The organism is Xanthomonas sp. D-109, from assembly GCF_017746095.1.
GTDB classification, from domain to species: domain Bacteria; phylum Pseudomonadota; class Gammaproteobacteria; order Xanthomonadales; family Xanthomonadaceae; genus Xanthomonas_A; species Xanthomonas_A sacchari.
Genome location: NZ_JAGHWV010000004.1, coordinates 1 through 26,759, shown reverse-complemented (window position 1 = coordinate 26,759; position 26,759 = coordinate 1). Strand labels below are relative to the sequence as shown.

Below are 26,759 nucleotides of genomic sequence, written 5' to 3'. Positions count from 1 at the left end.
TCCGCCGATGGCGCCGCGTCCGGCCGGTGCCGCGCATCCGGCCAAGCCGGCGGCGCCGCGCAGCGACGACCGCAACAATGCCGCCAACAAGCACAAGACCCGCGGCTCGCACGTGATGGTCGCCGGTGTCGAGGACGACGACAGCACCAGCCGCTTCGCCGGCCAGCTGCATCTGTCCGCGGCCGACCGCGCGCGCCGTTCCAACGTGCGTGGCAAGCCGCGCGGCGGCAGCCACAGCGGTGGCCGTCGCCAGGCCGAACCGTCGCGCAGCGGCGGCGGCGCGCACGGCTTCGAACGTCCGACCGCGCCGGTGGTGCGCGAAGTGGCGATCGGCGACACCATCACCGTGGCCGACCTGGCGCAGAAGCTGGCGCTGAAGGGCGGCGACGTGGTCAAGGCGCTGTTCAAGATGGGCGTGATGGCCACCATCACCCAGTCCATCGACCACGACACCGCCGCGCTGGTGACCGAAGAGCTCGGCCACAAGCCGGTGCGTGCGGGCAGTGCCGACGCCGAGGACGCGCTGCTGGCGCACACCGAGGACGCGCAGGGCGAGAAGCTGCCGCGGCCGCCGGTGGTCACCATCATGGGCCACGTCGACCACGGCAAGACCTCGCTGCTGGACTACATCCGCCGCACCAAGGTCGCCTCCGGCGAAGCCGGCGGCATCACCCAGCACATCGGCGCCTACCACGTCGAGACCGATCGCGGCGTCATCAGCTTCCTGGACACCCCGGGCCATGCCGCGTTCACCTCGATGCGCGCGCGCGGCGCCAAGCTCACCGACATCGTGGTGCTGGTGGTCGCGGCCGACGACGGCGTGATGCCGCAGACGGTCGAGGCGGTCAAGCATGCGAAGGCGGCCGGCGTGCCGCTGATCGTGGCGGTCAACAAGATCGACAAGTCCGGCGCCGATCCGCTGCGGGTCAAGAACGAGCTGCTGGCGCAGGACGTGGTCGCCGAAGAATTCGGTGGCGACACCCAGTTCGTCGAACTCTCGGCCAAGACCGGCCAGGGCATCGACGTGCTGCTGGACGCGATCTCGCTGCAGGCCGAAGTGCTGGAACTGCGGGCGGTGGCCGAAGGCCGCGCCAGCGGCGTGGTGATCGAGTCCTCGCTGGACAAGGGCCGTGGCCCGGTGGCGACGGTGCTGGTGCAGCAGGGCGCGCTGAAGAAGGGCGACTACCTGGTGTGCGGCATCCAGTACGGCCGCGTGCGTGCGCTGTTCGACGAGACCGGCAAGCAGCCCGATTCGGCGGGTCCGTCGATTCCGGTGCAGGTGCTGGGCCTGTCCGGCGTGCCGGATGCCGGCGACGACTTCGTGGTCGTCGACGACGAGCGCCTGGCCAAGGACGTGGCGCAGCAGCGCGAGACCAAGCGCCGCGAATCGCGCCTGGTGTCCTCGGCGGGCAGCCGCATGGAAGACATCATGTCGCAGCTCGGCAAGGGCGAAGGCCAGCTGTCGCTGAACCTGGTGATCAAGGCCGACGTGCAGGGTTCGGTGGAAGCGCTGAAGCAGTCGCTGACCGCGCTGTCCAACGAGCAGATCCGCATCAACGTGATCCATTCCGGCGTGGGCGGCATCACCGAGTCCGATGCGAATTCGGCGCTGGCGTCCAAGGCCACGGTGATCGGCTTCAACGTGCGTGCCGACGCCTCGGCGCGGCGCATCATCGAGACCAACGGCATCGACCTGCGTTACTTCTCGATCATCTACGACGTGATCGACCAGGTGAAGCAGGTGGCCTCCGGCCTGCTGGGCGTGGAGATCCGCGAAGAGATCATCGGTATCGCCCAGGTGCGCGACGTGTTCCGCAGCTCCAAGTTCGGCGCCGTCGCCGGCTGCATGGTCGTGGAGGGCGTGGTCAAGCGCAACAAGCCGATCCGCGTGCTGCGCGACAACACCGTGGTGTTCGAGGGCGAGCTGGAATCGCTGCGTCGCTTCAAGGAGAACGTCGACGAAGTGCGCAACGGCACCGAGTGCGGTATCGGCGTGAAGGCGTACAACGACGTCAAGGCCGGCGACCAGATCGAGTGCTTCGAGCGCATCGAAGTGCAGCGCACGCTGTAAGAGCTGGGATTCGGGAATCGGGATTGGGGAATGGGAGGAGCGGGGCGCTGCAGGTGCGCCGCTCGTCCCAGACCCTTCCCGATTTCTTTATTCCGAACAGAGAGATTTTCGCCATGCCCACCAAATCCTTTCACCGTACCGATCGCGTGTCCGCGCAGATCCGGCGCGACCTCGGCACGATCGTGCATGCGGCCGTGCGCGATCACGGCCTGCCGTCGGTCAGCGTGTCCGACGTCGAGGTCACCCGCGATCTTGCCCATGCCAAGGTGTTCGTCACCGCGCTGATGCAGGAACGCTCGGCCGAGGCGGTCAAGGGCCTGAAGGAACTGGCGCCGCAGCTGCGCAGCGAGCTGGCGCGGGCGATGAAGCTGCGCCACGTGCCCGAACTGCATTTCCATTACGACGATTCGGTCGATCGCGGCGAGCGCATCGACAATCTGTTGCGCGACATGCCGGAACTGCAGCAGGAGCAGGACGACGACGGCCATGCCGCCGACGACGCCGACTCGGCGCCGCGCAAGGACTGAGTCCGCTGCCGACGCCGCGGCGTCGGCGTCCAGTGTTTGAGTGCGGGCGCCGAACGCGAGCGTCCGTTTCGCAGTCGCGATCGCGGCGCTCTTTCATCCCTATGGCGTCACGCTGTTCCATGCGTGCCGTTCGCCTTGCGCCATGCCGGCGCCGGATCCGCCACTCCCGACTCTCCAATCCCCAATCCCCGCCCACACCCCATGCCCGTCTTCGGCCCGCGCCTGCCTCGTATCGTCTTCCGTCGCCTCGACGGCATCGTGCTGCTCGACAAGCCGATCGGCATGAGTTCCAACGCGGCGCTGCAGGCGGCGCGGCGGCTGTTCCGTGCCGAGAAGGGCGGCCACACCGGCAGCCTGGATCCACTCGCCACCGGGCTGCTGCCGCTGTGCTTCGGCGAGGCGACCAAGCTGGCCGGGCTGCTGCTCGGCTCGGCCAAGGCCTACGAAGCAGAGGTCGTGCTGGGCGTCACCACCGACAGCGACGATGCCGAGGGCGCGGTGCTGCGCACCCGCCCAGTGCCGCCGCTGGACGCGGCGACCCTGGAGGCGGTGCTGGCACCGCTGCGCGGGCGCATCCGCCAGCGCGCGCCCATCTACTCCGCGCTCAAGCAGGGCGGCGAGCCGCTGTACGTCAAGGCGCGCCGCGGCGAGGCGATCGAGGCGCCCGAGCGCGAGGTCGAGGTGCATGCGATCGACGTGCTCGCGCATGCCGGCGACCGCCTGCGCCTGCACGTGGCCTGCGGGTCCGGCACCTACATCCGCAGCCTGGCCCGCGACCTGGGCGAGGCGCTGGGCTGCGGTGCGCATATCGCCGCGCTGCGGCGGCTGTGGGTGGAACCGTTCCGCAACCCGCAGATGGTCACCCTGGAGCACCTGCAGCACCTGGCCACGCAGGATCCGGTGGCACTGGAGGCGCTGGTGCTGCCGCTGGCCGCCGGCCTGGCCGATTTCCCGCCGCTGCGCCTGGAGCATGCTGCGGCGCAGCGCTTCCGCATGGGCCAGCGCCTGCGCGATCCGGCCTGGGCGCCCGGCCTGGCCGCGGTGTTCGACGCCGATGGCGTCCCGCTCGGCCTGGGCCAGGTCGATGCGAGCGGGCTGCTGGCGCCGCAGCGCATGTTCAATCCGTGACCGCAAGACGTCCGCGGTGGACCTTGCCTGACTGTCGTTCAGTCATGACGCTGTCTTAACGCCTTGTTCCCCCGGGCCAGGGCCGGTACAATTCGGCGGCCTTTCCGGCACGCTGCGCTCCGGCGCAATCCTTCGCAATCGGCGAGCCAGGCGGTGCGTCCTTCGCACGTTCCTGCCGGCCCCGCATCTCAGAGAAACAACCTCATGTCCATCGACACCCAGAAAGTCATCGAAGAAAACAAGCGCGGCGCTGCCGACACCGGTTCGCCGGAAGTGCAGGTCGCCCTGCTGACCGCCCGCATCGAGCTGCTGACCGGCCACTTCAAGACCCACAAGAAGGATCACCACAGCCGCCGCGGCCTGCTGCAGATGGTCAACCGCCGCCGCAGCCTGCTCGACTATCTGAAGAAGAAGGATGGCGAGCGCTACAAGGCGCTGATCGAGAAGCTCGGCCTGCGTCGCTGAGTCAACGAACCCCACCGCGGCGCAGCGATGCGCCGCGGTTTTGTTTTGGGTAGTACCGTGGCCCGGGGATCGCTCCGCGCCACCGGCCGGATCCTCCCGGCCACCCGCCAGCGGCATGGGCCGTCAGCGGTCCATTTGCAGACAGCATCATCCAAGGAAACCCCGTGGCAAAAATCACCAAAACCTTCCAGTACGGCAAGCACACCGTCACCCTCGAAACCGGCGAGATCGCTCGCCAGGCCGGCGGTGCCGTCATCGTCAAGATGGACGACACCGTACTGCTGGTCACCGCCGTCGCCGCCAAGAGCGCGCGCGAAGGTCAGGACTTCTTCCCGCTGACGGTCGACTATCAGGAGAAGTTCTACGCCGGCGGCCGCATCCCCGGCGGCTTCTTCAAGCGCGAGGGCCGTGCGACCGAGAAGGAGACGCTGATTTCGCGTCTGATCGACCGTCCGATCCGTCCGCTGTTCCCGGAGGATTACAAGAACGAAGTGCAGATCATCGCCACGGTGATGTCGATGAACCCGGACATCGACGGCGACATCGCCGCGCTGATCGGCGCCTCGGCCGCCCTGTCGCTGGCCGGCACCCCGTTCAAGGGCCCGATCGGCGCCGCCAAGGTCGGCTACAAGAACGGCGAGTACATCCTCAACCCGACCGTGTCGGATCTGAAGGATTCGCAGCTGGAGCTGGTCGTCGCCGGTACCGCCAACGCGGTGCTGATGGTCGAGTCCGAAGCCGCGCTGCTGTCGGAAGAGGTGATGCTGGGCGCGGTCACCTTCGGCCATCGCGAGATGCAGAAGGTCATCAACGCGATCAACGAGCTGACCGTCGAAGCCGGCACCAAGCCGTCCGACTGGGTCGCCCCGTCCAAGAACGAGGCCATGATCGCCGCGCTGAAGGAAGCCGTCGGCGAGCAGCTGGCCGCCGCGTTCCAGGTGCGCGACAAGCTGCAGCGCCGCGACGCCATCGCCGCGATCAAGAAGGACGTGCTGGCGCAGCTGGCGCCGCGCGCCACCGCCGAGAACTGGGTCGCCGCCGACCTGGCCAAGGAGTTCGGCGAGCTGGAATACCAGACCATGCGCGGTTCGGTGCTGAGCACCAAGGTGCGCATCGACGGCCGTGCGCTGGACACCGTGCGTCCGATCAGCGTGCAGGCCGGCGTGCTGCCGCGTACCCACGGCTCGGCGCTGTTCACCCGCGGCGAGACCCAGGCGATCGTGGTCACCACGCTGGGCACCGCCCGCGACGGCCAGGTGATCGACGCGGTGTCCGGCGAGTACAAGGAAAACTTCCTGTTCCACTACAACTTCCCCCCCTACTCGGTGGGCGAGTGCGGCCGCTTCGGCGCGCCCAAGCGTCGCGAGATCGGCCACGGCCGCCTCGCCAAGCGCGGCGTGCTGGCAGTGATGCCGACCATGGAAGAGTTCCCGTACACCATCCGCGTGGTCTCGGAAATCACCGAATCCAACGGCTCCTCGTCGATGGCCTCGGTCTGCGGCTCGTCGCTGGCGCTGATGGACGCCGGCGTGCCGGTGAAGGCGCCGGTGGCCGGTATCGCCATGGGCCTGGTGAAGGAAGGCAACGACTTCGTGGTGCTGTCGGACATCCTGGGCGATGAAGATCACCTGGGCGACATGGACTTCAAGGTCGCCGGTACCGCCGACGGCGTGTCCGCGCTGCAGATGGACATCAAGATCGAAGGCATCACCGAAGAGATCATGAAGCAGGCCCTGGCGCAGGCGAAGGCCGGCCGTCTGCACATCCTCGGCGAGATGTCCAAGGCGCTGACCACCCCGCGTGCGGAGCTGAGCGACTACGCGCCGCGCCTGCTGACGATCAAGATCCACCCGGACAAGATCCGCGAAGTGATCGGCAAGGGCGGTTCGACCATCCAGGCGATCACCAAGGAAACCGGCACCCAGATCGACATCCAGGACGACGGCACCATCGTCATCGCCTCGGTCAACGCGATCGCCGCGCAGGCGGCCAAGTCGCGCATCGAGCAGATCACCTCGGACGTCGAGCCGGGCCGCATCTACGAAGGCAAGGTCGCCAAGATCATGGACTTCGGCGCGTTCGTCACCATCCTGCCGGGCAAGGACGGCCTGGTGCACGTCTCGCAGATCTCCAGCGAGCGCGTGGAGAAGGTCGGCGACAAGCTGAAGGAAGGCGACGTGGTCAAGGTCAAGGTGCTGGAAGTCGACAAGCAGGGCCGCATCCGCCTGTCGATGAAGGCCGTGGAAGAAGGCGAGGGCGCGTCGGCCGAATAAGCCGCACGCTGTCAGCGTCGTTCCAGGGAAAAGCGGGCTTCGGCCCGCTTTTTTCTTGCCTGGCGTTTGCGCAGGCGCGACGGGGCGTCAACGGTAACGCCCCGTCGCGGCTGAAGCCGCCCTGCACAGGATGACGGAGCGCCGCCTGGCCCGCGGCTCAACCGAGGCCGTCAGCGATTGCTGGAGAGCGTCTGCAGATGCGCTGACAGCGGCCCAGGGTCGGCGAGGGTGGGTGTCGCGCGCCCGTAGCGCACGCTTCCGTAGGAGCGGCTTCAGCCGCGACCAGGCCGGTATGGCGATCTATTGGGAATGCCGGGGGGATGATCCCGAACCAGGAGCCAGCGCCGCGCCGGCCGTGGACGTTCTCAGCCGCTGCCGTCGTCGATCGCCGGATAGCGTGCCAGATGCGCCGACAGCGGCCCGGGATGGGCGAGCTGGTAGCCCTGACCGTAGCGCGCGCCCAGCGCCTGCAGCGTCGCCAGTTCGCTGTCGGTTTCGATGCCTTCGACGACCACGTCGGCATTGGTTTCGGCGGCGAAGGACAGGATCGCCAGCGCCAGCCGTTGCCGACGCGGTTCGGCGTCGATGCCGCGGGTCAGGGTCAGATCCAGCTTGATGATGTCCGGCGCCAGATGCAGCAGGTGGCGCAGGCTGGCGAAGCCGGTGCCGGCGTCGTCGAGGGCGATGCGCAGGCCCTGCCGCTGCAGCAGGCCGATGTGCTCGGACAGGCGCGGATAGTCCGGCGCCTGCAATTGCTCGGTGATTTCCAGCACGATCCGCGACAGGTCGTGGCCGTGCAGCAGCGCCTGCAACTGCGGATGCAGCAGCGTCTGCGCGGACACGTTGATCGCCAGGTACAGCGGCGCCGGCAACTGCGTCAGCAGCTCCAGCGCCTGGCGCGCGGCGGCCAGTTCCAGGTCCAGCGCCAGCCCGACCCGGCTGGCGTCGTCGAACCAGCGCAGCGGCGGCAGCGCCGGACTGGCCGGAAAGCGCGACAGCGCCTCCACGCCGACGATGCGCTGCGAGGCCAGCGCCAGCACCGGCTGGGTGACGATCTGCAGGCGTGCGCCGGCGATGGTCTCGCGGATGCGGGTGGCGATCGCCGCCTTTTCGCGGAAGGCGTGCTTTTCCACGTCCTGGCGGCGCGTGATGTCGGTCTGCAGCGCGGCGCGGTCCATCGCCAGCGCCAGCGTCGCCCCGACCAGGGTCGCCAGCAGTTCCAGCGTGCGCACGTCCTGCGCGCTGTAGGCGTTGGGTTGCGGCGCCAGCACCTTGAGCACGCCGATGCTGCGGTCGCCGTAGCGCAGCGGCACCACCAGCATCGAGCGCAGGCCGATGCGGCGGCAGGCCTCGCGGTCGACGCGCGGATCGATTTCCGAATCGTCGCAGCGCAATACCTGGCCGCTGCGCATGCACAACCCGGACAGGCTGCCGTTGCTGGGCAGGCGCAGGCCGAGGTGGCGCTCGGCGACGCCGCTGGCCGACCAGTACAGCATGTCGCTGCCGTCGCACATCTCCACCACCGCGCCGTTGGAGCGGGTCAGTTCCTGTGCGCGGTGGGTGACCACGTCGACCACCTGCAGCGGATCGCCGCCGGCCGCGGCGATTTCGCCCTGCGCCAGGATGATGCGCGACAGCAGCGCCGCGTCGTCCTGCGTCGCGGCGGCAGTGTGCTGGATGAGGTCCGAAATGTCGGATGCCTTGGCCATGTCCGCATCATGTGGCACTGCGTTGGAGAACGGCAATCGGGCGGCGCGCGCCTCGCGTAGGCAGCGTGCGGAACTGCTCGCTCCATCACGCTGCACGCGTGCCTGCGCTCAATCGCCGGCGCCATCCTTGCGCGGTTTGCCGTACAGGCTGCGCAACTCGTCCTTGGCCTGCTCCAGGATCTTGCGGCGCTGCTCCGGCAACTGGTCGCCGGCGCGATTGATGTAGAAGGTCAGCATCGACATGGCCGAGCGATACGGACCGGTGCGGCGGCGTGCGTGCAGGTCGGCCGACTGCTTGAGCGCGTGTGCGATCGCGGCCGGGTCGTTGCCTTCGAACACGTTCGGCGCGACGCCGAGCGACGGTTGCGCGTCGTTGCCGCGGCGCTGGCCGAGGTCGTTGCTGGAGAGGAACGGGCTGCTCTGTGCCATTGGTGATGCTCCTTGGCGATGGCTGGTGGAAAGGGACAAGGCATGCGCGATCCGGCAGGGCCGGACCCGATGGCGGATGCCGCCGCCATCGCTGCCATACGCCGCAAGGCGACGGCAGATCGACATCGAAGGGACACGGAGGCGGAGGCGACGCGAACACGCGCCGCCGCGATCGCGTGTACGGGATGGAGCGTCCCGCACGCGCGATGGGCGATGCCGTTGTTCGTTGGTGTTGCCGTGCCGCATTTCCGTTCCCAGAAGCGAAGCTCATGCGTCATGCGCAAACGCTAGGCCGGGATACGTGATGCTGTCGACAACATAACCGCGCTATGCGGAGCGAGTGGTAGACATTATGTCGTTCGATGAACGCTTAATAGAAAAGCCCGTAAAAACAGCGCTCGCGCGTGAATGCGCTTGATTGCCCAGATAACGTCACCATTTTCATTTCCGAGCCGATGGCGCGAGACAATCGCGTGGACAATATGCATCGGTGGCATCGTCGGTGCGCTCCGCATGCGTTGCGGCGGTGGCTTAGGAGATCGCATGTCGTTGGCGCAAACGCGCTTCCATCCCGCCGTGGCACGCTGGTTCGAGCAGCGTTTCGCTGCGCCCACGCCGGCGCAGGAACAGGCGTGGCCGGCGATCCAGGCAGGGCGGCACACGCTGGTGGCTGCGCCGACCGGCTCGGGCAAGACCTTGACGGCGTTTCTGGCCGCGCTGGACGCGCTGGTGCGCGAAGGCCTTCGTGAAGGCGGCTTGCCCGACCGCACCCAGGTGCTGTACGTGTCGCCACTGAAAGCGCTTTCAAACGATATCCAGCTCAATCTCGAGGCGCCGCTGCAGGGCATCCGCGACGAACTCGCGGCGCTTGGGTTGCCGGATGTGCAGATCCGCACGGCGGTGCGCACCGGCGACACGCCGCAGCGCGAGCGTGCGCAGGCGCGGCGGCGTCCGCCGCACGTGCTGGTGACCACGCCGGAGTCGCTGTACGTGCTGCTCGGCTCGGTGTCCGGGCGCGAGACGCTGCGCCACGTGCGCACGGTGATCGTCGACGAGATCCATGCGCTGGCGGCGAACAAGCGCGGCAGCCACCTGGCACTGTCGCTGCAGCGCCTGCAGCAGCTGTGCGAGGTGCCGCCGCTGCGCATCGGCCTGTCGGCGACGCAGAAGCCGATCGAGGCGGTCGCGCGTTTCCTGGTCGGCAGCGCTGCGGTGCACGACGGCGTTGCCGACTGCGCCATCGTCGACATCGGCTATGCGCGCGCCCGCGACCTGGCGCTGGAGGTGCCGCCGACGCCGCTCAGCGTGACCATGTCCGCCGACCAGTGGCAGCAGGTGTATACGCGCCTGGCCGAACTGGTGCGCGCGCACCGCACCACCCTGGTGTTCGTCAACACCCGGCGCATGGCCGAGCGCACCGCGCGACATCTCGGCGAACTGCTCGGCACGCAGGCGGTGGCGGCGCATCATGGCAGCCTGGCGCGCGAGACCCGGCTGCTCGCCGAGCGCCGGCTCAAGGCCGGCGACCTGCAGGTGCTGGTGGCCACGGCGTCGCTGGAACTGGGACTGGATATCGGCGACGTCGACCTGGTCTGCCAGCTCGGCTCGCCGCGCTCCATCGCCGCGTTCCTGCAGCGCGCCGGCCGTTCCGGACATGCGGTGGGCGGCACGCCGAAGGCGCGGTTGTTCCCGCAGTCGCGCGAGGACCTGGTCGAGTGCGCGGCCTTGCTGGATTGCGTGCGTCGCGGCGAACTGGATGCGCTGCGCATGCTCGATGCGCCGCTGGACGTGCTCGCCCAGCAACTCGTGGCCGAGGTCGCCTGCCAGGAGTGGGAAGAAGACGCGCTGTACGCGCTGGTGCGTGGCGCCTGGCCGTACGCGGCGCTGCCGCGCGCGCAGTTCGACGCGGTGCTGCGCATGCTCAGCGAAGGCTTCAGCACGCGCCTGGGGCCGCGCGCGGGCTACCTGCATCGCGATGCGGTGCATCGCCGCGTGCGCCATCGCCGCGGTGCGCGGATGGCCGCGCTCACTTCCGGCGGCACCATTCCCGAGACCGGCGACTACAGCGTGGTGCTGGAGCCGCAGGCGCAGACCATCGGCACGGTCAACGAGGATTTCGCGGTGGAGAGCCTGGGCGGCGACGTGTTCCAGCTCGGCAACGCCAGCTACCGCATCCTGCGCGTGGAAGCGGGGCGGGTGCGGGTGGAGGACGCGCGCGGCGCGCCGCCCAATATCCCGTTCTGGATCGGCGAAGCGCCCGGGCGCAGCGATGCGCTGTCGCTGGGCGTGTCGCGGCTGCGGGCCGAACTCGAACAGGCGCTGCAGCAGGGCGGGGCGACCCAGGCGCTGCAGTGGCTGTGCGGCCCGCGGGCGCTGGACGCGGCCGCCGCGCAGCAGATCGTCGATTACCTGGGCCGCGCGCATGCGGCGCTGGGCGCCTTGCCGACCCAGCAGTGCATCGTGCTGGAACGCTTCTTCGACGCCACCGGCGGCACCCAGCTGGTGATCCACAGCGTCTACGGCAGCCGCATCAACCGCGCCTGGGGCCTGGCCCTGCGCAAGCGTTTCTGCCGCACCTTCAATTTCGAACTGCAGGCGGCCGCGACCGAGGACGCGATCGTGCTGTCGCTGTCGACCCGGCACAGTTTCGCCCTGGACGAGGTGGCGCGCTACCTGCGCGCCGCCTCGGCGCTGGACGTGCTGGTGCAGGCGTTGCTGGATGCGCCGCTGTTCGGCGTGCGCTGGCGCTGGAACGCCACCAACGCGCTGGCGCTGCCGCGCTTCACCGGCGGGCGCAAGGTCGCGCCGCAACTGCAGCGGATGAAGTCCGAGGACCTGCTGGCCACGGTGTTCCCCGACCAGGTGGCCTGCGCGGAGAACCTGGTCGGCGAGCGCGAGATTCCCGAGCAACCGCTGGTGGCGCAGACCTTGCGCGATTGCCTGGACGAGGCGATGGACAGCGACGGCTGGCTGCAACTGCTGCACGGCATCGAGGCCGGCGACGTGCGCGTGCTGGCGCGCGAGCTGACCGCGCCATCGCCGCTGGCGGCCGAGGCCCTGGAGGCGCGGCCCTATGCCTTCCTCGACGACGCACCGCTGGAGGAACGACGGACCCAGGCGGTGCAGAGCCGCCGCTACCAGGATCCGGACAGCGCCGACGATCTCGGCCAGTTGGACCCGCAGGCGATCGCCGCGGTGCGCGAGGAGGCCTGGCCGCAGCCGCGCAGCCGCGACGAGATGCACGAAGCGCTGCTCACGCTCGGCGTGGTGAGCGCGGACGAGGCCGCCGCGCAGCCGCAGTGGCGGCAGTGGCTCGAGGAATTGGCCGCCGACGCGCGCGCCACCTGCCTGCACGGCGTGGACGGCGCCGCGGCGGCGTTGTGGGTGGCGGCCGAGGCGCTGGCGGCGGTGGCGCCGCTGTATCCGCAGGCCAGCGCGCAGCCGCCCATCGCCGTTCCCGCGGGCTATGCGGTCGCCGACTGGGACCGCGACAGCGCGGTGCGCGAACTGCTGCGCTGGCGCCTGGCGGGGCTGGGGCCGGTCACCGCGGCCACGCTGGCGGCGCCGCTGCAGCTGCCGCTGCGCGAGGTGCAGGCGGGACTGCTGGCGCTGCAACAGGACGGCTATGTGCTGGGCGGGCGCTTCAGCGCCGATGCCGATGGCGAGCAATGGTGCGAGCGCCACCTGCTGGCACGCATCCACCGCTACACCCTTGGCCGCCTGCGCCGCGAGATCGAGCCGGTGGCGCCGCGCGATTACGCGCGCTTCCTGTTCCGCTGGCAGCATCTGGACGCGGAGGGGCAGGTCGCCGGCGCCGAGGCGCTGGCGGCGGTGCTGGGGCAGCTGGAGGGCGTGGAGGTCGCGGCGCCGCTGTGGGAGGCGGAGCTGTTGCCGGCGCGGGTGCGCGACTACCGCCCGGCGTGGCTGGACGAGGCCTGCAGCGCCGGACGCACGCTGTGGACGCGGCTGCGCCCCGGCGCCGGTGGTGCGGCGCCGACCTTGCGCAGCACGCCGATCCTGCTGCTGCCGCGGCGTAGCGCAGGCCACTGGTCGCGGCTGTCGCCAGCGCCGGAAGCCGGCGCGCTGGGCTCGCGCGCGCGCAAGGTGGCCGACCATCTCGAGGCGCACGGCGCCTCGTTCTTCGACGAGATCGCCGCGGCCACGCGCCTGCTGTCCACCGAACTGGAGGCGGCGCTGGCCGAGCTGGTCGCCGCCGGCCGGGTCCATTGCGACAGCTACGCCGGCCTGCGCGCCCTGCTGGTGCCGCCCTCGAAGCGTCCCTCGGCGCTGTCGCGGCGGCGGCCGCGCATGGCGCTGTACGGCGGCATCCAGGACGCCGGACGCTGGGCGGTGCTGCGTGCCGACACCGAGGCCGACGACCCGGCCGCACGCAGCGAGGCGGTCGAGCACCTCGCGCGGACCCTGTTGCGCCGCTACGGCGTGGTCTGCTGGCGCCTGCTCGAGCGCGAGGCGGCGTGGCTGCCGCCGTGGCGCGAACTGCTGCGCGTCTACCATCGGCTGGAGGCGCGCGGCGAGATCCGCGGTGGACGCTTCATCGACGGCCTGTCCGGCGAGCAGTTCGCCCTGCCCGAGGCGATCGGCCTGCTGCGGCAGATACGCCGCCAGCCCGGCGACGGCAACTGGCTGTGCGTGGCCGCCGCCGATCCGGCCAATCTGCTCGGCAGCGTGTTGCCCGGCACGCGGGTACCGCGGGTGGCGGGCGCGCGCGTGCTGTACCGCGACGGCGTGCCGATGGCGAGCTGGGTCGGCGAGCGCTTCGAGCCGCTGCAGGACATGAATGCCGAGGAGCATGCGCATGCGCAGCGGCTGTTGCGCGGTGGCGCTGCGGCGGAACTGCGCGCGCTTGTGGCACCGCAGATGGTGTGAAGGCGATGCGTCATGCCCGGCCTGCGCGATCGTGCTCGTGACATATCGGCGCTGCTTTCACATTCTGTCTACAAATTAAAGGGGTTGGTATCCCACTTTGGCTCCGGTGCAAAACCGGGGTGTTTTGCCCTTGCAGAACAAGTGCGGCATCGACGCGTTGCGACCCGCGCCCTCTCTCCCACGCGTGGAGGGCCGCAGCGCAACGTCTCCTGCGCATTCACGAATGCCGCGAATACGCCTGCCTTATGCGGGATTCCGCAATTTTGACGCGATTTAAAGGCACCCTCGATTGCGCCGATAGCCCTCACGCATGACGTTGCAGCGCAGCGTTCCTCTGGCGACTCGGCGAGAGGCATCGCTCCGCGAGGCGCCGCGACACGCAGCCGGATGCATCGCCCGGCGCAGGCGGACACACACAAATCGGGGTACACACCATGTTGGGCAATATGAAAATCGGGGTCAGGCTGACGGCGGCATTCCTGATCGTGGCGGCGATCGGCGCCTGCATCGGCTGGGTCGGCATCCGCAACTCGGGCCGGATCAACGACTACGCCACGGTGCTGTACGAGCGCGAACTGCTCGGCCTGTCGCACCTGAAAGAGGCCAACATCAATCTGATCAATGCCGGCCGCGCGCGCGCCAACCTGCAGTTGGCCAGCACCGAGGAAGACCGCGCCAAGCACGTGGCCAACATCGACAAGTACACCGCCAAGGTGGTCGAGCACATGGACAAGGCCAGGACGTCGTTCGACGACCCGGCGACGCTGGCCAAGCTGGCCCGCTTCGACCAGGTGTGGAAGACCTACCTGGAGCGGCGCGGCCAGTTCGTCGAGTCGGTGATGCGCGAGCCGCTGCCGGAAGGCAACGCGCAGCTCGCGGAACTGTCCAAGGGCGTGCGCAGCAGCTCCGACGAGCTGGATGCGCTGATGTCGGAACTGAGCGAGATCAAGGAGGCCAATGCCTCCAAGGCCAATGATGTCACCGACGAAATCTACGCCAGCAGCACCCGCACCATGCTCGCCATCGTGATCGGCGGCGTGCTGCTTGGCGTGGGCCTGGGCGTGTTCATCAGCCGCAGCGTGACCCGGCCGATCGGCAAGGCGGTCAGCGTGGCCAATGCGCTGTCCGAGGGCGACCTGAGCATGTCGATCGACGTACGCGGTCGCGACGAGACAGCGCAGTTGCTGCTGGCGATGCAGCGTATGGTCGAGAAACTGCAGCAGGTGGTGGGCGAGGTCAACGCCAGTGCGCAGAGCCTGGCCGGCGCGTCGGAAGAAGTCAGCGCCACCGCGCAGTCGTTGAGCCAGGCCTCGACCGAGCAGGCCGCCAGCGTCGAAGAGACCAGTGCCTCGCTGGAGCAGATGACCGCCTCGATCGCGCAGAACACCGACAACGCCAAGGTGACCGATGGCATGGCCGCGCAGGCGGCCCGCGAGACCCTGGAAGGCGGCGAGGCGGTGGTGGCCACGGTGGCGGCGATGAAGCAGATCGCGCAGAAGATCGGCATCATCGACGACATCGCCTACCAGACCAACTTGTTGGCGTTGAATGCGGCGATCGAGGCCGCGCGCGCCGGCGAGCACGGCAAGGGTTTTGCCGTGGTCGCCGCGGAAGTGCGCAAGCTGGCCGAGCGCAGCCAGGTCGCCGCGCAGGAGATCGGTGAGGTCGCCGGTTCCAGCGTGGAGCTGGCCGAGCGCGCCGGGCACTTGCTGGAGACCATCGTGCCGAGCATCAAGAAGACCTCGGACCTGGTGCAGGAAATCGCTGCCGCCTCGCAGGAGCAGTCCTCCGGCGTCACCCAGATCAATGTGGCGGTGGTGCAGCTGAGCCAGATCACCCAGCAGAACGCCACCGCCTCCGAAGAGCTGGCCGCCACCGCCGAATCGATGAGCACGCAGGCCGTGCAGTTGCAGGAAAGCATGGCCTTCTTCCAGTTGTCCGCCGCCGCGCGCCGCGCCACGCAGACGCTGGACGAAAGCGAAGCGCCGCTGCCGCTGCGCGCGGCCGGTTCGCGCTGGGCGCCGCGTCCCACCTCCGCTGCCGCGCGTCGCCCCGGCGCAAGCAGCCGCGACCGCAGCGAAGCGCTGCTGGGCCGCGCCTGATCCATTGCCTGGCGGCGCCGGTCGCGCCGCCAGTTCCGTGTCGCTGTCGTTGTCACAACTGCCCCATCGTCGGGAGAGTGCCGTGCTGAAGAATCTCAAGATCGCCACCAAACTCTACGGCGGTTTCGCCGTGGTCCTGTGCATCCTGCTGGCCTTGGCCGGCGTGGCCTACTTCAACGTGTCCGCGTTGTCGCAGGCCAATTACTGGAACACCCACACCTACAAGGTGATCGCCGAAGTCGATGCCGCGCTCAGCAGCCTGATCAACATCGAGACCGGCACGCGCGGCTTCTCGCTGACCGGCGAGGACGCGTTCCTGCAGCCCTACCGCGACGGCGTCGCCAGCTTCGATAGTCACCTGCGCACCGCGCAGGAACTGACCGCGGACAATCCCAGGCAGCAGGAACGTCTGAACGCGCTGAAGCAGACCCAGGCGCAATGGCTCAGCCAGGCGGTGCATCCGCAGATCGCGCTGCGCAAGGACGTCAACCAGGGCCAGGCGACGATGGAGGCCTTGGCCGCCTCGGTGCGCGCTTCCAAGGGCAAGGGCTACATGGATGCGATGCGCGACCGCATGGCCGAAGTGCGCCGCGCCGAGAGCGAGTTGCTGGCCGTGCGCGCGGCCGAGGCCGAGCAACTGCAGCAGCGCACCAACCTCACCCTGATCGTCGGCAGCCTGATCGCGGCGCTGTGCGCGTCGGCGATCGGTTTCCTGATCGCGCGGTCGCTGATGAGCGAACTCGGCGGCGAGCCGAGCACGGTGATGGAAGTGGCCTCGCGGATCGCCCGCGGCGATCTCACCGTGCAGGTGCCGACCCGCCCCAACGACAGCACCAGTGCGATGGTGGCGCTGCAGACGATGGTCGAGCGCCTGGCGGAGGTGGTGGGCGATGTCAATGCCAGTGCGCAGTCGCTGGCCGGTTCGTCCGAGGAAGTCAGCGCCACCGCGCAGTCGCTGAGCCAGGCCGCCACCGAGCAGGCCTCCGGCGTGGAGGAAACCAGTGCGTCGCTGGAGCAGATGACCGCGTCCATCGCGCAGAACACCGACAACGCCAAGGTCACCGAGGGCATGTCGGCGCAGGCGGCCAAGGAAGCGGTGGAGGGCGGCGAGGCGGTACTGGCCTCGACCCATGCGATGAAGCAGATCGCGCAGAAGATCGGCATCATCGACGACATCGCCTACCAGACCAACTTGCTGGCGTTGAACGCGGCGATCGAGGCCGCGCGCGCCGGCGAGCACGGCAAGGGCTTCGCGGTGGTGGCGGCGGAAGTGCGCAAGCTGGCCGAGCGCAGCCAGGTCGCCGCGCAGGAGATCGGCGAGGTCGCCGCCAGCAGCGTGGGCCTGGCCGATCGCGCCGGCAACCTGCTCGGCACCATCGTGCCCAGCATCAAGAAGACCTCGGATCTGGTGCAGGAGATCGCCTCGGCCTCGCAGGAGCAGTCCTCCGGCGTCACCCAGATCAACCTGGCGGTGTCCCAGCTCAGCCAGGCCACGCAACAGAATGCCGCGGCGTCCGAGCAACTGGCGGCGACCGCGGAACAGATGAGCACCCAGGCCGAATCGTTGCAGCAGGCGATGGGATTCTTCCGCCTCAACCGCGAACAGGACCTGGCCGCGCCACGCCGCGCTGCGCAGGTGACGCCCCGGCCGGCCGCCACCCGGCCGCTGCGCAACGCCGGCAAGGGCCTGCGCCCGCGCGCGCGGCCGGTTCCGGCCTATGCGCTGGCGGATGCGCCGGACGAAGGCCAGTTCGTCAACTTCTGAAGGGGAACACCATGCACAACGATCGCTACGAGACCGCGGCCGGAGACACGCCGCAGAGCGGCTGCCAGTTCCTGACCTTCCAGCTGGATCGCGAACTGTTCGGACTCAACATCGCCGGCATCCACGAGATCATCGAGTACCGCACGCCGACGCCGGTGCCGACCATGCCGGCCTGCGTGCGCGGGGTGATCAACCTGCGCGGGGCGGTGGTGCCGGTGGTGGACCTGCAGTCGCGGCTCGGCCGCGCGCCCAGCCAGGTCACCCGGCGCAGTTGCATCGTCATCGCGACCGCCGCCACCGACGAGGGCGGTGGCACGCAGTCCTTCGGCCTGCTGGTGGACGCGGTCAACGAGGTGCTGGAACTGCCGCCGCAGCAGATCGAGGCGCCGCCGGCCTTCGGCAGCGATATCCGCCGCGACCTGCTGCAGGGGATGGGCAAGCTGGAGGATCGGTTGGTGATCCTGCTGGACCGTGCGCGGCTGCTGCGCAGCGACGACATCGTCGAGGCCGGCACAGCGGCGCTGGCGGCGTGACGCCCGCCACGCCGTGATCCATGCGTCACGGCGGCCTCGTTAGGGTGGCCTGAAACGGGCATCCGCCCCAGCGAGGTGCAGACCATGGCAAACGACGAAACCACCCAGTCCGGCAAGCAGCAGGGCATCCACGAGGGCCGCCAGGACCGCGCGCAGGACGACACCGCCAAGCAGCGGCCGGGCCTGGAAGACCAGAAACTGCGCGAGGCGCACGAGCGCGGCCCGCGGTCCGGCCAGGATGAGGCGGGGCAGGGCGCGCAGGACTGAGCGATGCGGCGGCGGGAGCGCAATGCTCCCGCTTCCCGTCCGTCAGGACGAAGGCTCGGGATTCCCGGCCACACGACGCATGGCCGACGTCGCGCGATCGAGCGCATCCAAGTGCAAGAGACCGGCCAACAAAAAAGGCCAGAAAGCCTGGTGGCTGTCTGACCTCGTTTGCACCGTCGAAGACGGCAAGATGGTGGAGCGGAAGGGGATCGAACCCTCGACCTTCGCATTGCGAACGCGACGCTCTCCCAGCTGAGCTACCGCCCCACATCAGACGCGTAGTGTAACTGGGCACGGGGCCGCGTGCCAAGGGGGCAATGCAACATCCGCGGCGCCGGGACGGGGGCCGGTCGGGCGCCAGCGCAAACGCGCTCAGCATGCTGTCTACAGCGCTCGCATGGAGTCGATATACTCGGCGGCCGAAATCTCCCGCGGTGATTTCGTTCCGGACGCAATATACCGTCCGCCTCAAACCTTTTACTAAAGACAGGTCTTTTACACATGACGGAAGTTCGCAACTTGCAACAGATCGCCGAAGCCAAGGCCAAGCTGCAGGAAGAAATGCGCAAGCTGGAAGAGCAGGAGCGGCAGGCGCGCGAGGGCGAAACCAATGCGGCGCACGCCAATGTGCTGTCGCTGCTGGAGCAGTTCGCCGAGTTCTTCAGCGCCAAGCAGCGCAACGAGATCGCCGCCTACGTGACCAGCGCGGCGCCGAAGCCGGCCAGCAGCAAGTCCGCCGGTGGCCGCAGCGAGGTCAAGCCGAAGTACCAGTTGCCGCATACCGGCGAAACCTGGTCCGGCCGCGGCCGCACCCCGAAGGCGTTCGCTGCCTGGGAAGGCACCGCCGCCTACAACGAATGGAAGGCGCGCCACCCGGATCTGAAGTTCCCGCTCGTCAAGTACTGAGCGGACGAAAAAGGCCAGGATCTCCTGGCCTTTTTTTATGCCCGAGGGCGCTGGACGCCGGTGGCGGCGCGATGACGGCCGCCACGCGTGCGGCCGCCTCCGTTCAACGCGCGCCGGCGAGCAGGGGCTGCAGGTGCGGCTCCAGTTCGCGGCGGCGCCAGCCCGCCAGCGGCGCCGGCCATTGCGCGCTTTCCAGCAGGGCTTCCAGGTGCTTGCGCGAGGCCAGCAGGCCGTCGGGCAGGCCGAGTTCGGCGCTGCGTGCGGCCACCGCGTCCTGCAGCCGCTTCAGCGCGGCCTTGTTGTCGTCGCTGGCGGCCAGCGCCTGCGGCGCGTCGGCTTCGTCGGCCAGCGGCGTGGTCAGCGCCTGCCACAGCGCGTCGCTGAGCTTGCGCGGCGCCTTGGGGTGCTTGTCGAACAGCGCCAGCATGGCCGGCGGGTCCTGCGGCGGGAACCGCGCCAGGGTCGCGGCCAGTTCGTTGTCCAGGATCCAGCTGCGCGGCTTGTCGCTGTGCCGGGCCTGCGCGTCGCGCCAGCGCAACAGACGCAGCAGGCGCAGTTGCGCCGGGCGGTCCATGAACTGCGCCGAGCGCATGCCCAGGTGCGGCCAGCGCTCGCCGTCGTCCTGTTCGACCGTGCCGAGCAGGCGTTCGCCGTCCTCGTGCAGCCAGTCGCTGCGCTCCAGGGTCTGCAGCCGCGCCTGCAGCGCGTCGTGCAGCGCGAACAGGTGGCGCACGTCGTCGGCGGCATATTCGAGTTGCGCCGGCGACAGCGGGCGGCGCAGCCAGTCCGAGCGGGTCTCGCCCTTGGCCAGGTGCACGCCGGTGATCTCCAGCACCAGCTTCTGGTAGCCCATGCCGGCGCCGAGCCCGGCCAGGCCGGCGGCGATCTGGGTGTCGAACAGCGGCCGCGGCAGGGTGCCGCAGGCGCACTTGAAGGCGACCAGGTCTTCGCTGGCGCTGTGCATGATCTTGAGGATGCCCGGATCGCTCAGCCACGGCGCCAGCGCCTGCGGCATGCCCGGGATCAGCGGGTCGATCAGCAGGATTTCGTCGCCCACCGCCATCTGCACCAGCGCCAGTTGCGGCCAGTAGGTCCGTTCGCGGACGAATTCGGTATCCAGGCCGATGCGGGCCGGCCGCTGCGCCAGCCGTTCGCTCAGCTCGGCGGGTTGCTTGATCCAATAAGGCACGTGATTTCCGTTGACTGCAGGGTTTGCTCAGGCAGGCGAGAATAGCCTAACGTCGCTCCGCCGGCCGCTCGGCGCGCCGGACGGGATGGCGTCGCAAGGTCCATGGTTCGGAGGAAAAGTGCGCAGCAGCGGCGTTGTGATGGTCTGGAGCATGCTCGCGGCGGCGCTGGTCGGCTGTGCGCGGCAGCCGCCGGCGCCGGCCGCCGAGACCGCGCCTGCGACCGCCGCGGCCATCGCCCCGGCGCCGTCGACACCGGCCAGGCCGGTGCAGGCGCCCAGCGTCACCATCGGCGGCGAGGATGCGGCAGAGACCGTGGCGCACTGGCAACCGCCGTTGCCGAGCCTGAGCCGCAGCGGCCTGCCGCAGGCACGACGCGCGGCGGCGCGCGCGCTGGCCGAGGATCGCCTGTTCGAGGATGCGCAGTCGGCGATTCCGCTGTACCTGGCGATCCGCAGCCTGGCGCCGAACGATCGCGTCGCCCAGGACGGCCTGCGCAAGGCGCGGCGGCGGTTGCTGCAGCTCGGCGCGCAGGCGTTGGCCGATCCGGATCTTTCCGAACGCACGCTCGAACAGGCCTCGCGCATCGCCATGGTGGCGCTGTGGCTGGATGCCGAGGATCCGGCGGTGCGGCGCCTGCAGCAGCGGGTGGAGACCGCCGCGCGGGTACTGGCCTACAACCGCGCCGGCGAGGACGACCTGCGCGGCGGTCGCCTGGGCGAGGACGGCAACGGCGCCCTGGCCAGTTTCCGCGAGGCCCTGCAGCTGAATGCGGACGACGATCGCGCACGGCAGGGCGTGGCGGCGGTGGAGAGCGCGTTGATCCGCCGCGCCGAGACGGCGGCAGCGGCCTCGGATTTCGCCGCCGCCGGCAGCTGGCTGGCACGCGCGGCGCGGGTCCGCGAGGACGCGCCCACGGTACGCGATGCGCGCGCGCGGGTGGAGCAGGTGCGGGTGGCGCGCATCGCCGCCTTGCGCGATGCCGGGTTGCGCGATCTGGCCACGCCGGCGGGATTGAAATCGGCGCGCGAGCGCCTGGGCGACGTGCTGCGCATCGCCGATCCCGGCGATCCGGTGGCGGCGATGCTGCGCGAACGCATCGACCTGGCCACCCACTACGGCAGTTTCCGTCCCGGCCAGGTGTTCACCGACGGCATGCACGACGGCGGGCGCGGCCCACAGATGATCGTGGTGCCGCACGGCGGCTTCCGCATGGGCGCGGCCGAGAGCGAACCCGGCGCCTCGCCGGCGGAGATGCCGCAGCATTACGTGCGCTTCGACCGCGGCTTCGCCATGTCGATCACCGAAGTCACCGTGGCCGAGTTCCGCCGTTTCGTGGAGGCGACCAATGCGCGCCCGCGCGCCACCCGGCGCGGCCATTCCACCGTCTACGACGAGCGCAGCGGCAACTTCGTGCGCCGCAACGGCGTGGACTGGCAGTCCGACTACCAGGGCGCGCGGGCGGCGCCCAACAGCCCGGTGATGCACGTCAGCGTGCGCGACGCCGAGGCCTATGCGGCCTGGCTGTCGCAGCAGACCGGGCGCCACTACCGGCTGCCCAGCGAGGCCGAGTTCGAGTACGCCCTGCGCGCCGGCAGCCGCGGCCGCTATCCCTGGGGCAATGCCGGTACGCCACCGCGCGGCAGCGGCAACTTCACCGGCGGTGGCGACGTCTCGCCCAGCGGTCGGCACTGGCGCAACGCCTTCGTCGGCTACACCGACGGCTTCTGGGGGCCGGCCCCGGTCGCCAGTTTTTCCGCCAACGCCTGGGGCCTGCACGACATGGCCGGCAACCTCAGCGAGTGGGTCGCCGACTGCTGGCATGCCAGCTACCGGCGCGCGCCGGCCGATGGCGCGGCCTGGTACAACCCGGGCTGTCGCTCGCGGGTGGTGCGCGGCGGCAACTGGGCCAACGCGCCCGAGCAGACCCGCGCGGCGTGGCGGCTGATGCAGGATTCGGACAGCACCAGCGCGCGCGTCGGTTTCCGCCTGGTCCGCGGCATTTGACGCGGCCGCGTCGGCGCCGACGCTAGATTGCCTCACCAGTCAGCGAGGGGAGTGGGATGAATGACGTCTTCGGCCGCCAGGGCGGCGAACCGGGCGGCCGCCGTGGGCCGCTGGGTGGGGTGCGCTGGCTGGTGCTGCTGGGCTTTGCGGTCTATGCCGGGTACTACTGGTTCTCCAACCGCAGCGAGGATCCATACACCGGCGAGCAGGTGCTGATCGACCGCTCGTTGAACGTGGAGGACGAGAAAGCGCTGGGGCTGCAGGCCTATCAGGAGATCCTGGCGCAGGAACGGCCGCTGGACCCGCAGGCGCCGCAGGCGCAGCAGGTGCGGGCGATCGCGCAGCGGTTGATCGCCAAGGTCGACGTGGTCGAGGACGCGCTGGCCGCCGAACACGGCATGCAGGCGCAGCATGCGGCACGCAGCTTCGACTGGGATGTCAACGTGATCCCGTCCGAGCAGGCCAACGCGTTCTGCCTGCCCGGCGGCAAGATGGCGGTCTATACCGGCCTGTTCCCGGTCGCCGGCAACGCCGATGCGATGGCGGTGGTGATGGGCCACGAGATCGCGCATGCGCTGCTGCGGCATGGCGCACAGCGCATGGCCCAGCAGAAGCTGACCCGGATCGGGCAGATGGCCGGCGCCGCCGGCGGCCTGGACCCGCAACAGCAGCAGATGGCGATGGCCGCGATGGGCTACGGCTACCTGCTGCCGTACGCGCGCAGCCACGAGACCCAGGCCGACGAAGTGGGGCTCATGCTGGCCGCCGCGGCCTGTTTCGACCCGCGCGCAGCGGTGCCGCTGTGGCAGCGGATGAGCGAAAGCAGCGGCGGCCAGGCGCCGCCGGAGTTCGCGTCCACCCACCCCAATCCGGGCACCCGCATCCAGAACCTGCAGGCGCTGATGCCCAAGGCGCTGGAGTACCGGCAGCGCTTCTGCGAATCGGCGCGCGGTGTCGCGCAGTGACGGTGCGCGCCGTTACTGGTGCGCTGGCTGCCTTGGCGCTGAACGCCGTGCGCGCATCCACGCGCGCGTGCACGGCAGCGGGCGCATGATGCGCTCCACACCATCAGGAGCGCTGTCATGAATCGCCTGCTGCTGTCCTCTCTCGTCGCCACGGTCATGCTGGCCGGCTGCGCCACCAATCGCCTCAGCGACGACGAACGCCTGACCCTGTATCGCGCCCACGCCGGTGCGCCGGTGCGCGACTTCCAGTACTTCAACCGGCTCAGCGGTTGGACCGCACTCGGCGACAGTGCGCTGGCGGTGTGGACGCGGCCGAACCAGGCCTATCTGCTGGAATTCGCCGGCCCGTGCCAGGACCTGGATTTCGCTCCCAGCATCGCCATCACCCATTTCGGCAGCCAGGTCTCGGCGAAGTTCGACGACGTGCTGGTGCTCGGCGGCGGGCCCGGCGCGATTCGCCTGCCGTGCCGCATCGACAGCATCCGCCCGCTCGACGTCAAGGCGCTGCGCACTTCGGAGAAGGAACTGCGCGAGGCCAAGGTGCAGGAGCGGGCGCAGCAGGTGCCTGGGAGCTGACGCAGTGCCGGGATTCGGGATTTGGGATTCGCGAGGCGGCGGCGGGGCGAGTGCGAGGTTGCGCGGCCGCTTCCTGGCGCTGCAGCCTGTTGCGTTAAGTGCGGCTGCAGTGCGGTGTGCGGCACGCCCTGATGGCAGCGGGACGCATGCGCAGGAGCGGCTTCAGCCGCGACGCCGCTCAGGGCGTCTGATCGGGCGCCACGTAGCCGTCGGGCTTGTCGGCGCCGCCCTGGAACAGGAACTTCTCCAGTTCCGCTTCCAGGAACGCGCGGTGCTTGGGATCGCGCGGCGACAGCCGGTTCTCGTTGATCAGCATGGTCTGGTGCGCCAGCCAGGCCTGCCAGCCGGCCTTGCCGATATGCGCGAACACGCGCTTGCCGAGTTCGCCGGGATACGGCACGTAATCGAGCCCTTCGGCGTCGCGTTGCTGGTACTGGCAGAAAACGGTGCGGGACATGGCAATTCCTGGCGGTGCGTGCGGCGGCGCGCGCTGGCGCGCTAGAGGCAGTCGAGCAGTTTGCGGATCGGTGCGGGCAGGCCCAGCGCCGACAGGTCGGCGCGCGCCACCCAGCGCAGGTCGGCATTGTCGCCCAGGGCATCGCCCATGGCGACCTTGCGCAGGCGCAGCGGCTGCAGATGCAGGCGGTAATGGCTGAAGGTGTGCACGATTGGCGGCAGCGCCTCGGCATCGTCGTAGGCGCGCCCGCGCATCCAGCGTGCGTACCAGGCGCGCAGTTCGCTGTCGGTCTCGGCCTGCGGCAGGGTCCACAGCGAGGCCCAGATGCCGGTCGGCGGACGCCGCTGCAGCAGCAGTTCGCCGGCGGCGTTCTCCAGCAGCAGCGCCAGCGCCTCGCGCTCGGGCAGGGTCTTGCCCGGCTTGGGCGTGGGCAGCGCCTCGACCAGGCCGTCGCGGCGCGCCACGCAGTCGTCCTGCAGCGGGCACAGCACACAGGCCGGGTTGGCGCGGGTGCACAGGGTGGCGCCGAAATCCATCTGCGCCTGCGTGTAGTCGGCCATGCGCCCATCGGGCACGGCGGCCACGTGGTCGTGCGCGAGCGCCCACAGCGGCTTTTCCACCGCCGGCAGGCCGGGATAGCCGGCGATGCCGTGGTAGCGGGTCAGCACGCGTTTGACGTTGCCGTCGAGAATCGGGAAGCGGTCGTTCCAGGCCTGGCTGAGGATCGCGCCGGCGGTGCTGCGGCCGATGCCGGGCAGCGCGTGCAGGGCCTCGAAATCGCGCGGCAGGTCGCCGTCGTGCAGTTCCACGCAGCGCTTGGCGGCGGCATGCAGGTTGCGCGCACGGGCGTAGTAGCCCAGCCCGGCCCATTGCGCCATCACCGCGTCGTTGTCGGCGGCGGCCAGGTCGGGCAGGGTCGGGAAATGCTGCAGGAAGCGCAGGAAGTAGGGGATGACCACCGCCACCTGGGTCTGCTGCAGCATGATCTCCGACAGCCACACCCGGTACGGACTGCGCGGATGCTGCCAGGGCAGGTCATGGCGCCCGTGGCGGTCGAACCAGGCGAGCAGGCGGGTGGGGAAGGTGTCGGGTGGCTGGCGCATGCTGGCGTCGAAGTTCCTTCTCCCCTCGGGAGAAGGTGCCCCGCAGGGGCGGATGAGGTGAGGCCGTTCCTTCTCCCACCGGGAGAAGGTGCCCCGAAGGGGCGGATGGGGGTACGGGCGAAGCCTCGTGGGATCTGATCCCGCGAGACGCTTCGCGCCGTACCCTCACCCCAACCCCTCTCCCGGAGGGAGAGGGGCTTGAATCTCAGGCGCCCAGGGCGTCGGGCAGCAAGGCGTCGACGAAGGCCTCGGCGTCGAACACGCGCAAATCTTCGGGACGCTCGCCGATGCCGGCGAAGCGGATCGGGATGCCGAACTCGCGGGCCAGGGCGAACACCACGCCGCCCTTGGCGGTGCCGTCGAGCTTGGTCACCACCAGGCCGGTGACGCCGACCGCAGCGTGGAACTGGCGCAGCTGCGACAGCGCGTTCTGGCCGGTGGTGCCGTCGATGACCATCAGCACTTCGTGCGGAGCGCTGGGGTCCAGCTTGCCGAGCACGCGGCGGATCTTGCCCAGTTCGTTCATCAGCCCGGTCTGGGTATGCAGGCGGCCGGCGGTATCGGCGATCAGCACCTCGGTGCCGCGCGCCTTGCCGGCCTGCAGCGCATCGAAGGCCACCGAGGCGGCGTCGGCGTTCTGGCCCTGCGCGATCACGCCCACGCCGTTGCGCTCGCCCCAGGCCTGCAACTGCGCCACCGCGGCGGCGCGGAAGGTGTCGCCGGCGGCCAGCATCAGGCTGTGGCCCTCGTCCTTGAAGCGCTTGGCCAGCTTGCCGATGGTGGTGGTCTTGCCGACGCCGTTGACGCCGACGGTCAGCACCACGAAGGGCTTGGCGTTGCGGTCGATTTGCAGCGGCTTGGCGACCGGCTGCAGGATCGCCAGCAGGTCGGCGCGCAGCGCCTGCTGCAACGCCCTGGCGTCGACGAACTCGCGCGCCTTCATGCGCTTGCGCAGGTTTTCGATCAATGCGGTGGTGGCGGGGATGCCGACGTCGGCGGTGATCAGCGCGGTCTCGATCTCGTCGAGCAGGTCGTCGTCGAGCTTGGGATTGCGCGAGAACAGGCTGCCGACGCTGCGCGCGAAGCTGCTGTTGCGCAGCCGCTCGCGCCAGCCGGGCTTGCCGGCCGGCGCGGCGGGCAGCGCGTCGCTGCGGACCAGGTCGGCGTCGGTTGCGGGCAGGGACGCGTTAGCCGGCGCTGGAGCCGCGGGGGCGGGTGTTGGCGTCGGCACGCTCGGTGCGGGCGCGGCGGCCGGCGCCGGCACATAAGCCTGCGGCGGCGGCGTGGGTGCTGCGGGCGGCAGCTGAGTTGGTTGCGGTTGCGGGACCGCGACTGGGGCCGGCGCCTGCACGGGATGTTCGGCGACCGGCGCGGGCGTCGGCTCCGGCGACGCCGCGATCGG

At 69.8% G+C, this 26,759-nt stretch carries 20 protein-coding genes and 1 tRNA gene; 14 read left to right on the top strand and 7 right to left on the bottom strand.

All coding sequences use genetic code 11. From position 1 onward, the window contains the following. From infB to pnp, 5 genes are all read left to right on the top strand, one after another. On the top strand, positions 1 to 2,071 hold a 2,071-nt coding region (gene infB / locus J7357_RS06080; RefSeq protein WP_209245408.1), incomplete at its 5' end, for a translation initiation factor IF-2. Positions 2,072 to 2,184: 113 nt separating this feature from the next. Then, the gene (gene rbfA, locus J7357_RS06075) at positions 2,185 to 2,598 is read left to right on the top strand and encodes a 30S ribosome-binding factor RbfA (RefSeq protein WP_209245407.1); all 414 of its coding nucleotides are present in this window, start codon (positions 2,185 to 2,187) and stop codon (positions 2,596 to 2,598) included. 201 nt (positions 2,599 to 2,799) lie between these two features. Further along, complete coding sequence (truB, locus tag J7357_RS06070; RefSeq protein ID WP_209245406.1) at positions 2,800 to 3,726, top strand: tRNA pseudouridine(55) synthase TruB; 927 nt, start codon at positions 2,800 to 2,802, stop codon at positions 3,724 to 3,726. A 204-nt stretch (positions 3,727 to 3,930) separates the two neighbouring features. Beyond that, positions 3,931 to 4,191, top strand: coding sequence for a 30S ribosomal protein S15 (gene rpsO, locus J7357_RS06065; protein WP_003467392.1), 261 nt, complete (start codon positions 3,931 to 3,933; stop codon positions 4,189 to 4,191). A 164-nt stretch (positions 4,192 to 4,355) separates the two neighbouring features. After that, positions 4,356 to 6,464, top strand: coding sequence for a polyribonucleotide nucleotidyltransferase (gene pnp, locus J7357_RS06060; RefSeq protein WP_019799235.1), 2,109 nt, complete (start codon positions 4,356 to 4,358; stop codon positions 6,462 to 6,464). 365 nt (positions 6,465 to 6,829) lie between these two features. Here pnp and J7357_RS06055 read toward each other — a convergent pair whose 3' ends face one another. Both J7357_RS06055 and J7357_RS06050 read right to left on the bottom strand, forming a co-directional pair. Next, positions 6,830 to 8,173: an EAL domain-containing protein gene (locus tag J7357_RS06055; RefSeq protein ID WP_209245405.1), complete on the bottom strand. Its 1,344-nt coding sequence runs from the start codon at positions 8,171 to 8,173 to the stop codon at positions 6,830 to 6,832. Between the two features lie 108 nt (positions 8,174 to 8,281). Next, positions 8,282 to 8,602, bottom strand: a complete 321-nt coding sequence (locus tag J7357_RS06050; protein ID WP_019799233.1) for a DUF3175 domain-containing protein — start codon at positions 8,600 to 8,602, stop codon at positions 8,282 to 8,284. A 543-nt stretch (positions 8,603 to 9,145) separates the two neighbouring features. Between J7357_RS06050 and J7357_RS06045 the strand changes: the two genes are divergently transcribed. From J7357_RS06045 to J7357_RS06025, 5 genes are all read left to right on the top strand, one after another. Further along, positions 9,146 to 13,489, top strand: a complete 4,344-nt coding sequence (locus J7357_RS06045; RefSeq protein ID WP_209245404.1) for a DEAD/DEAH box helicase — start codon at positions 9,146 to 9,148, stop codon at positions 13,487 to 13,489. A 434-nt stretch (positions 13,490 to 13,923) separates the two neighbouring features. Beyond that, positions 13,924 to 15,591: a methyl-accepting chemotaxis protein gene (locus tag J7357_RS06040; RefSeq protein ID WP_209245403.1), complete on the top strand. Its 1,668-nt coding sequence runs from the start codon at positions 13,924 to 13,926 to the stop codon at positions 15,589 to 15,591. Between the two features lie 82 nt (positions 15,592 to 15,673). Continuing rightward, positions 15,674 to 17,356, top strand: a complete 1,683-nt coding sequence (locus J7357_RS06035) for a methyl-accepting chemotaxis protein (RefSeq protein WP_209245402.1) — start codon at positions 15,674 to 15,676, stop codon at positions 17,354 to 17,356. Positions 17,357 to 17,367: 11 nt separating this feature from the next. Continuing rightward, positions 17,368 to 17,889, top strand: coding sequence for a chemotaxis protein CheW (locus tag J7357_RS06030; protein WP_209245401.1), 522 nt, complete (start codon positions 17,368 to 17,370; stop codon positions 17,887 to 17,889). Positions 17,890 to 17,973: 84 nt separating this feature from the next. Beyond that, the gene (locus tag J7357_RS06025; protein WP_209245400.1) at positions 17,974 to 18,156 is read left to right on the top strand and encodes a hypothetical protein; all 183 of its coding nucleotides are present in this window, start codon (positions 17,974 to 17,976) and stop codon (positions 18,154 to 18,156) included. 191 nt (positions 18,157 to 18,347) lie between these two features. Here J7357_RS06025 and J7357_RS06020 read toward each other — a convergent pair. Beyond that, positions 18,348 to 18,423, bottom strand: a tRNA-Ala gene (locus J7357_RS06020). 234 nt (positions 18,424 to 18,657) lie between these two features. On the opposite strand from J7357_RS06020, the gene J7357_RS06015 reads away from it, so the two are divergent. Beyond that, positions 18,658 to 19,062: an H-NS family nucleoid-associated regulatory protein gene (locus J7357_RS06015; protein WP_209245399.1), complete on the top strand. Its 405-nt coding sequence runs from the start codon at positions 18,658 to 18,660 to the stop codon at positions 19,060 to 19,062. A gap of 103 nt (positions 19,063 to 19,165) precedes the next feature. Here J7357_RS06015 and rnd read toward each other — a convergent pair whose 3' ends face one another. Continuing rightward, positions 19,166 to 20,251: a ribonuclease D gene (gene rnd, locus J7357_RS06010; protein WP_209245398.1), complete on the bottom strand. Its 1,086-nt coding sequence runs from the start codon at positions 20,249 to 20,251 to the stop codon at positions 19,166 to 19,168. Between the two features lie 139 nt (positions 20,252 to 20,390). Between rnd and J7357_RS06005 the strand changes: the two genes are divergently transcribed. The 3 genes from J7357_RS06005 to J7357_RS05995 all read left to right on the top strand — a co-directional run bounded on the left by J7357_RS06005 (position 20,391) and on the right by J7357_RS05995 (position 23,797). Continuing rightward, entirely contained in the window at positions 20,391 to 22,256 is a 1,866-nt protein-coding gene (locus J7357_RS06005) for a formylglycine-generating enzyme family protein (RefSeq protein WP_244667316.1), read from the top strand. Positions 22,257 to 22,312: 56 nt separating this feature from the next. Continuing rightward, the gene (locus J7357_RS06000) at positions 22,313 to 23,221 is read left to right on the top strand and encodes a M48 family metallopeptidase (protein ID WP_209245397.1); all 909 of its coding nucleotides are present in this window, start codon (positions 22,313 to 22,315) and stop codon (positions 23,219 to 23,221) included. A gap of 117 nt (positions 23,222 to 23,338) precedes the next feature. Next, positions 23,339 to 23,797 carry a DUF6491 family protein gene (locus J7357_RS05995; RefSeq protein WP_209245396.1) on the top strand — a complete coding sequence of 153 codons (459 nt, stop codon included), beginning with the start codon at positions 23,339 to 23,341 and terminating at the stop codon, positions 23,795 to 23,797. Positions 23,798 to 23,975: 178 nt separating this feature from the next. Here the strand turns inward: J7357_RS05995 and J7357_RS05990 are convergent, their stop codons facing one another. The 3 genes from J7357_RS05990 to ftsY all read right to left on the bottom strand — a co-directional run. Next, on the bottom strand, positions 23,976 to 24,254 hold the full coding sequence (locus tag J7357_RS05990; RefSeq protein ID WP_209245395.1) for an oxidative damage protection protein: 279 nt from the start codon (positions 24,252 to 24,254) through the stop codon (positions 23,976 to 23,978). Between the two features lie 41 nt (positions 24,255 to 24,295). Next, a complete protein-coding gene (mutY, locus tag J7357_RS05985) occupies positions 24,296 to 25,357 on the bottom strand; it encodes an A/G-specific adenine glycosylase (RefSeq protein WP_209245394.1) in 1,062 nt (353 codons plus the stop codon). Between the two features lie 205 nt (positions 25,358 to 25,562). Beyond that, positions 25,563 to 26,759: signal recognition particle-docking protein FtsY (gene ftsY / locus J7357_RS05980; protein WP_209245393.1), on the bottom strand; the 1,197-nt coding region annotated here is incomplete at its 5' end.

What these genes read in the sequence shown, in the direction of transcription:
- rbfA (WP_209245407.1), top strand. Translation starts at nt 2,185, where the DNA reads ATGCCCACCAAATCCTTTCACCGTACCGATCGCGTGTCCGCGCAGATC.
- truB (WP_209245406.1), top strand. Translation starts at nt 2,800, where the DNA reads ATGCCCGTCTTCGGCCCGCGCCTGCCTCGTATCGTCTTCCGTCGCCTC.
- rpsO (WP_003467392.1), top strand. Translation starts at nt 3,931, where the DNA reads ATGTCCATCGACACCCAGAAAGTCATCGAAGAAAACAAGCGCGGCGCT.
- J7357_RS06055 (WP_209245405.1), bottom strand. Translation starts at nt 8,173, where the DNA reads ATGGCCAAGGCATCCGACATTTCGGACCTCATCCAGCACACTGCCGCC.
- J7357_RS06050 (WP_019799233.1), bottom strand. Translation starts at nt 8,602, where the DNA reads ATGGCACAGAGCAGCCCGTTCCTCTCCAGCAACGACCTCGGCCAGCGC.
- J7357_RS06045 (WP_209245404.1), top strand. Translation starts at nt 9,146, where the DNA reads ATGTCGTTGGCGCAAACGCGCTTCCATCCCGCCGTGGCACGCTGGTTC.
- J7357_RS06040 (WP_209245403.1), top strand. Translation starts at nt 13,924, where the DNA reads ATGTTGGGCAATATGAAAATCGGGGTCAGGCTGACGGCGGCATTCCTG.
- J7357_RS06030 (WP_209245401.1), top strand. Translation starts at nt 17,368, where the DNA reads ATGCACAACGATCGCTACGAGACCGCGGCCGGAGACACGCCGCAGAGC.
- J7357_RS06025 (WP_209245400.1), top strand. Translation starts at nt 17,974, where the DNA reads ATGGCAAACGACGAAACCACCCAGTCCGGCAAGCAGCAGGGCATCCAC.
- J7357_RS06015 (WP_209245399.1), top strand. Translation starts at nt 18,658, where the DNA reads ATGACGGAAGTTCGCAACTTGCAACAGATCGCCGAAGCCAAGGCCAAG.
- J7357_RS06005 (WP_244667316.1), top strand. Translation starts at nt 20,391, where the DNA reads ATGGTCTGGAGCATGCTCGCGGCGGCGCTGGTCGGCTGTGCGCGGCAG.
- J7357_RS06000 (WP_209245397.1), top strand. Translation starts at nt 22,313, where the DNA reads ATGAATGACGTCTTCGGCCGCCAGGGCGGCGAACCGGGCGGCCGCCGT.
- J7357_RS05995 (WP_209245396.1), top strand. Translation starts at nt 23,339, where the DNA reads ATGAATCGCCTGCTGCTGTCCTCTCTCGTCGCCACGGTCATGCTGGCC.
- J7357_RS05990 (WP_209245395.1), bottom strand. Translation starts at nt 24,254, where the DNA reads ATGTCCCGCACCGTTTTCTGCCAGTACCAGCAACGCGACGCCGAAGGG.
- mutY (WP_209245394.1), bottom strand. Translation starts at nt 25,357, where the DNA reads ATGCGCCAGCCACCCGACACCTTCCCCACCCGCCTGCTCGCCTGGTTC.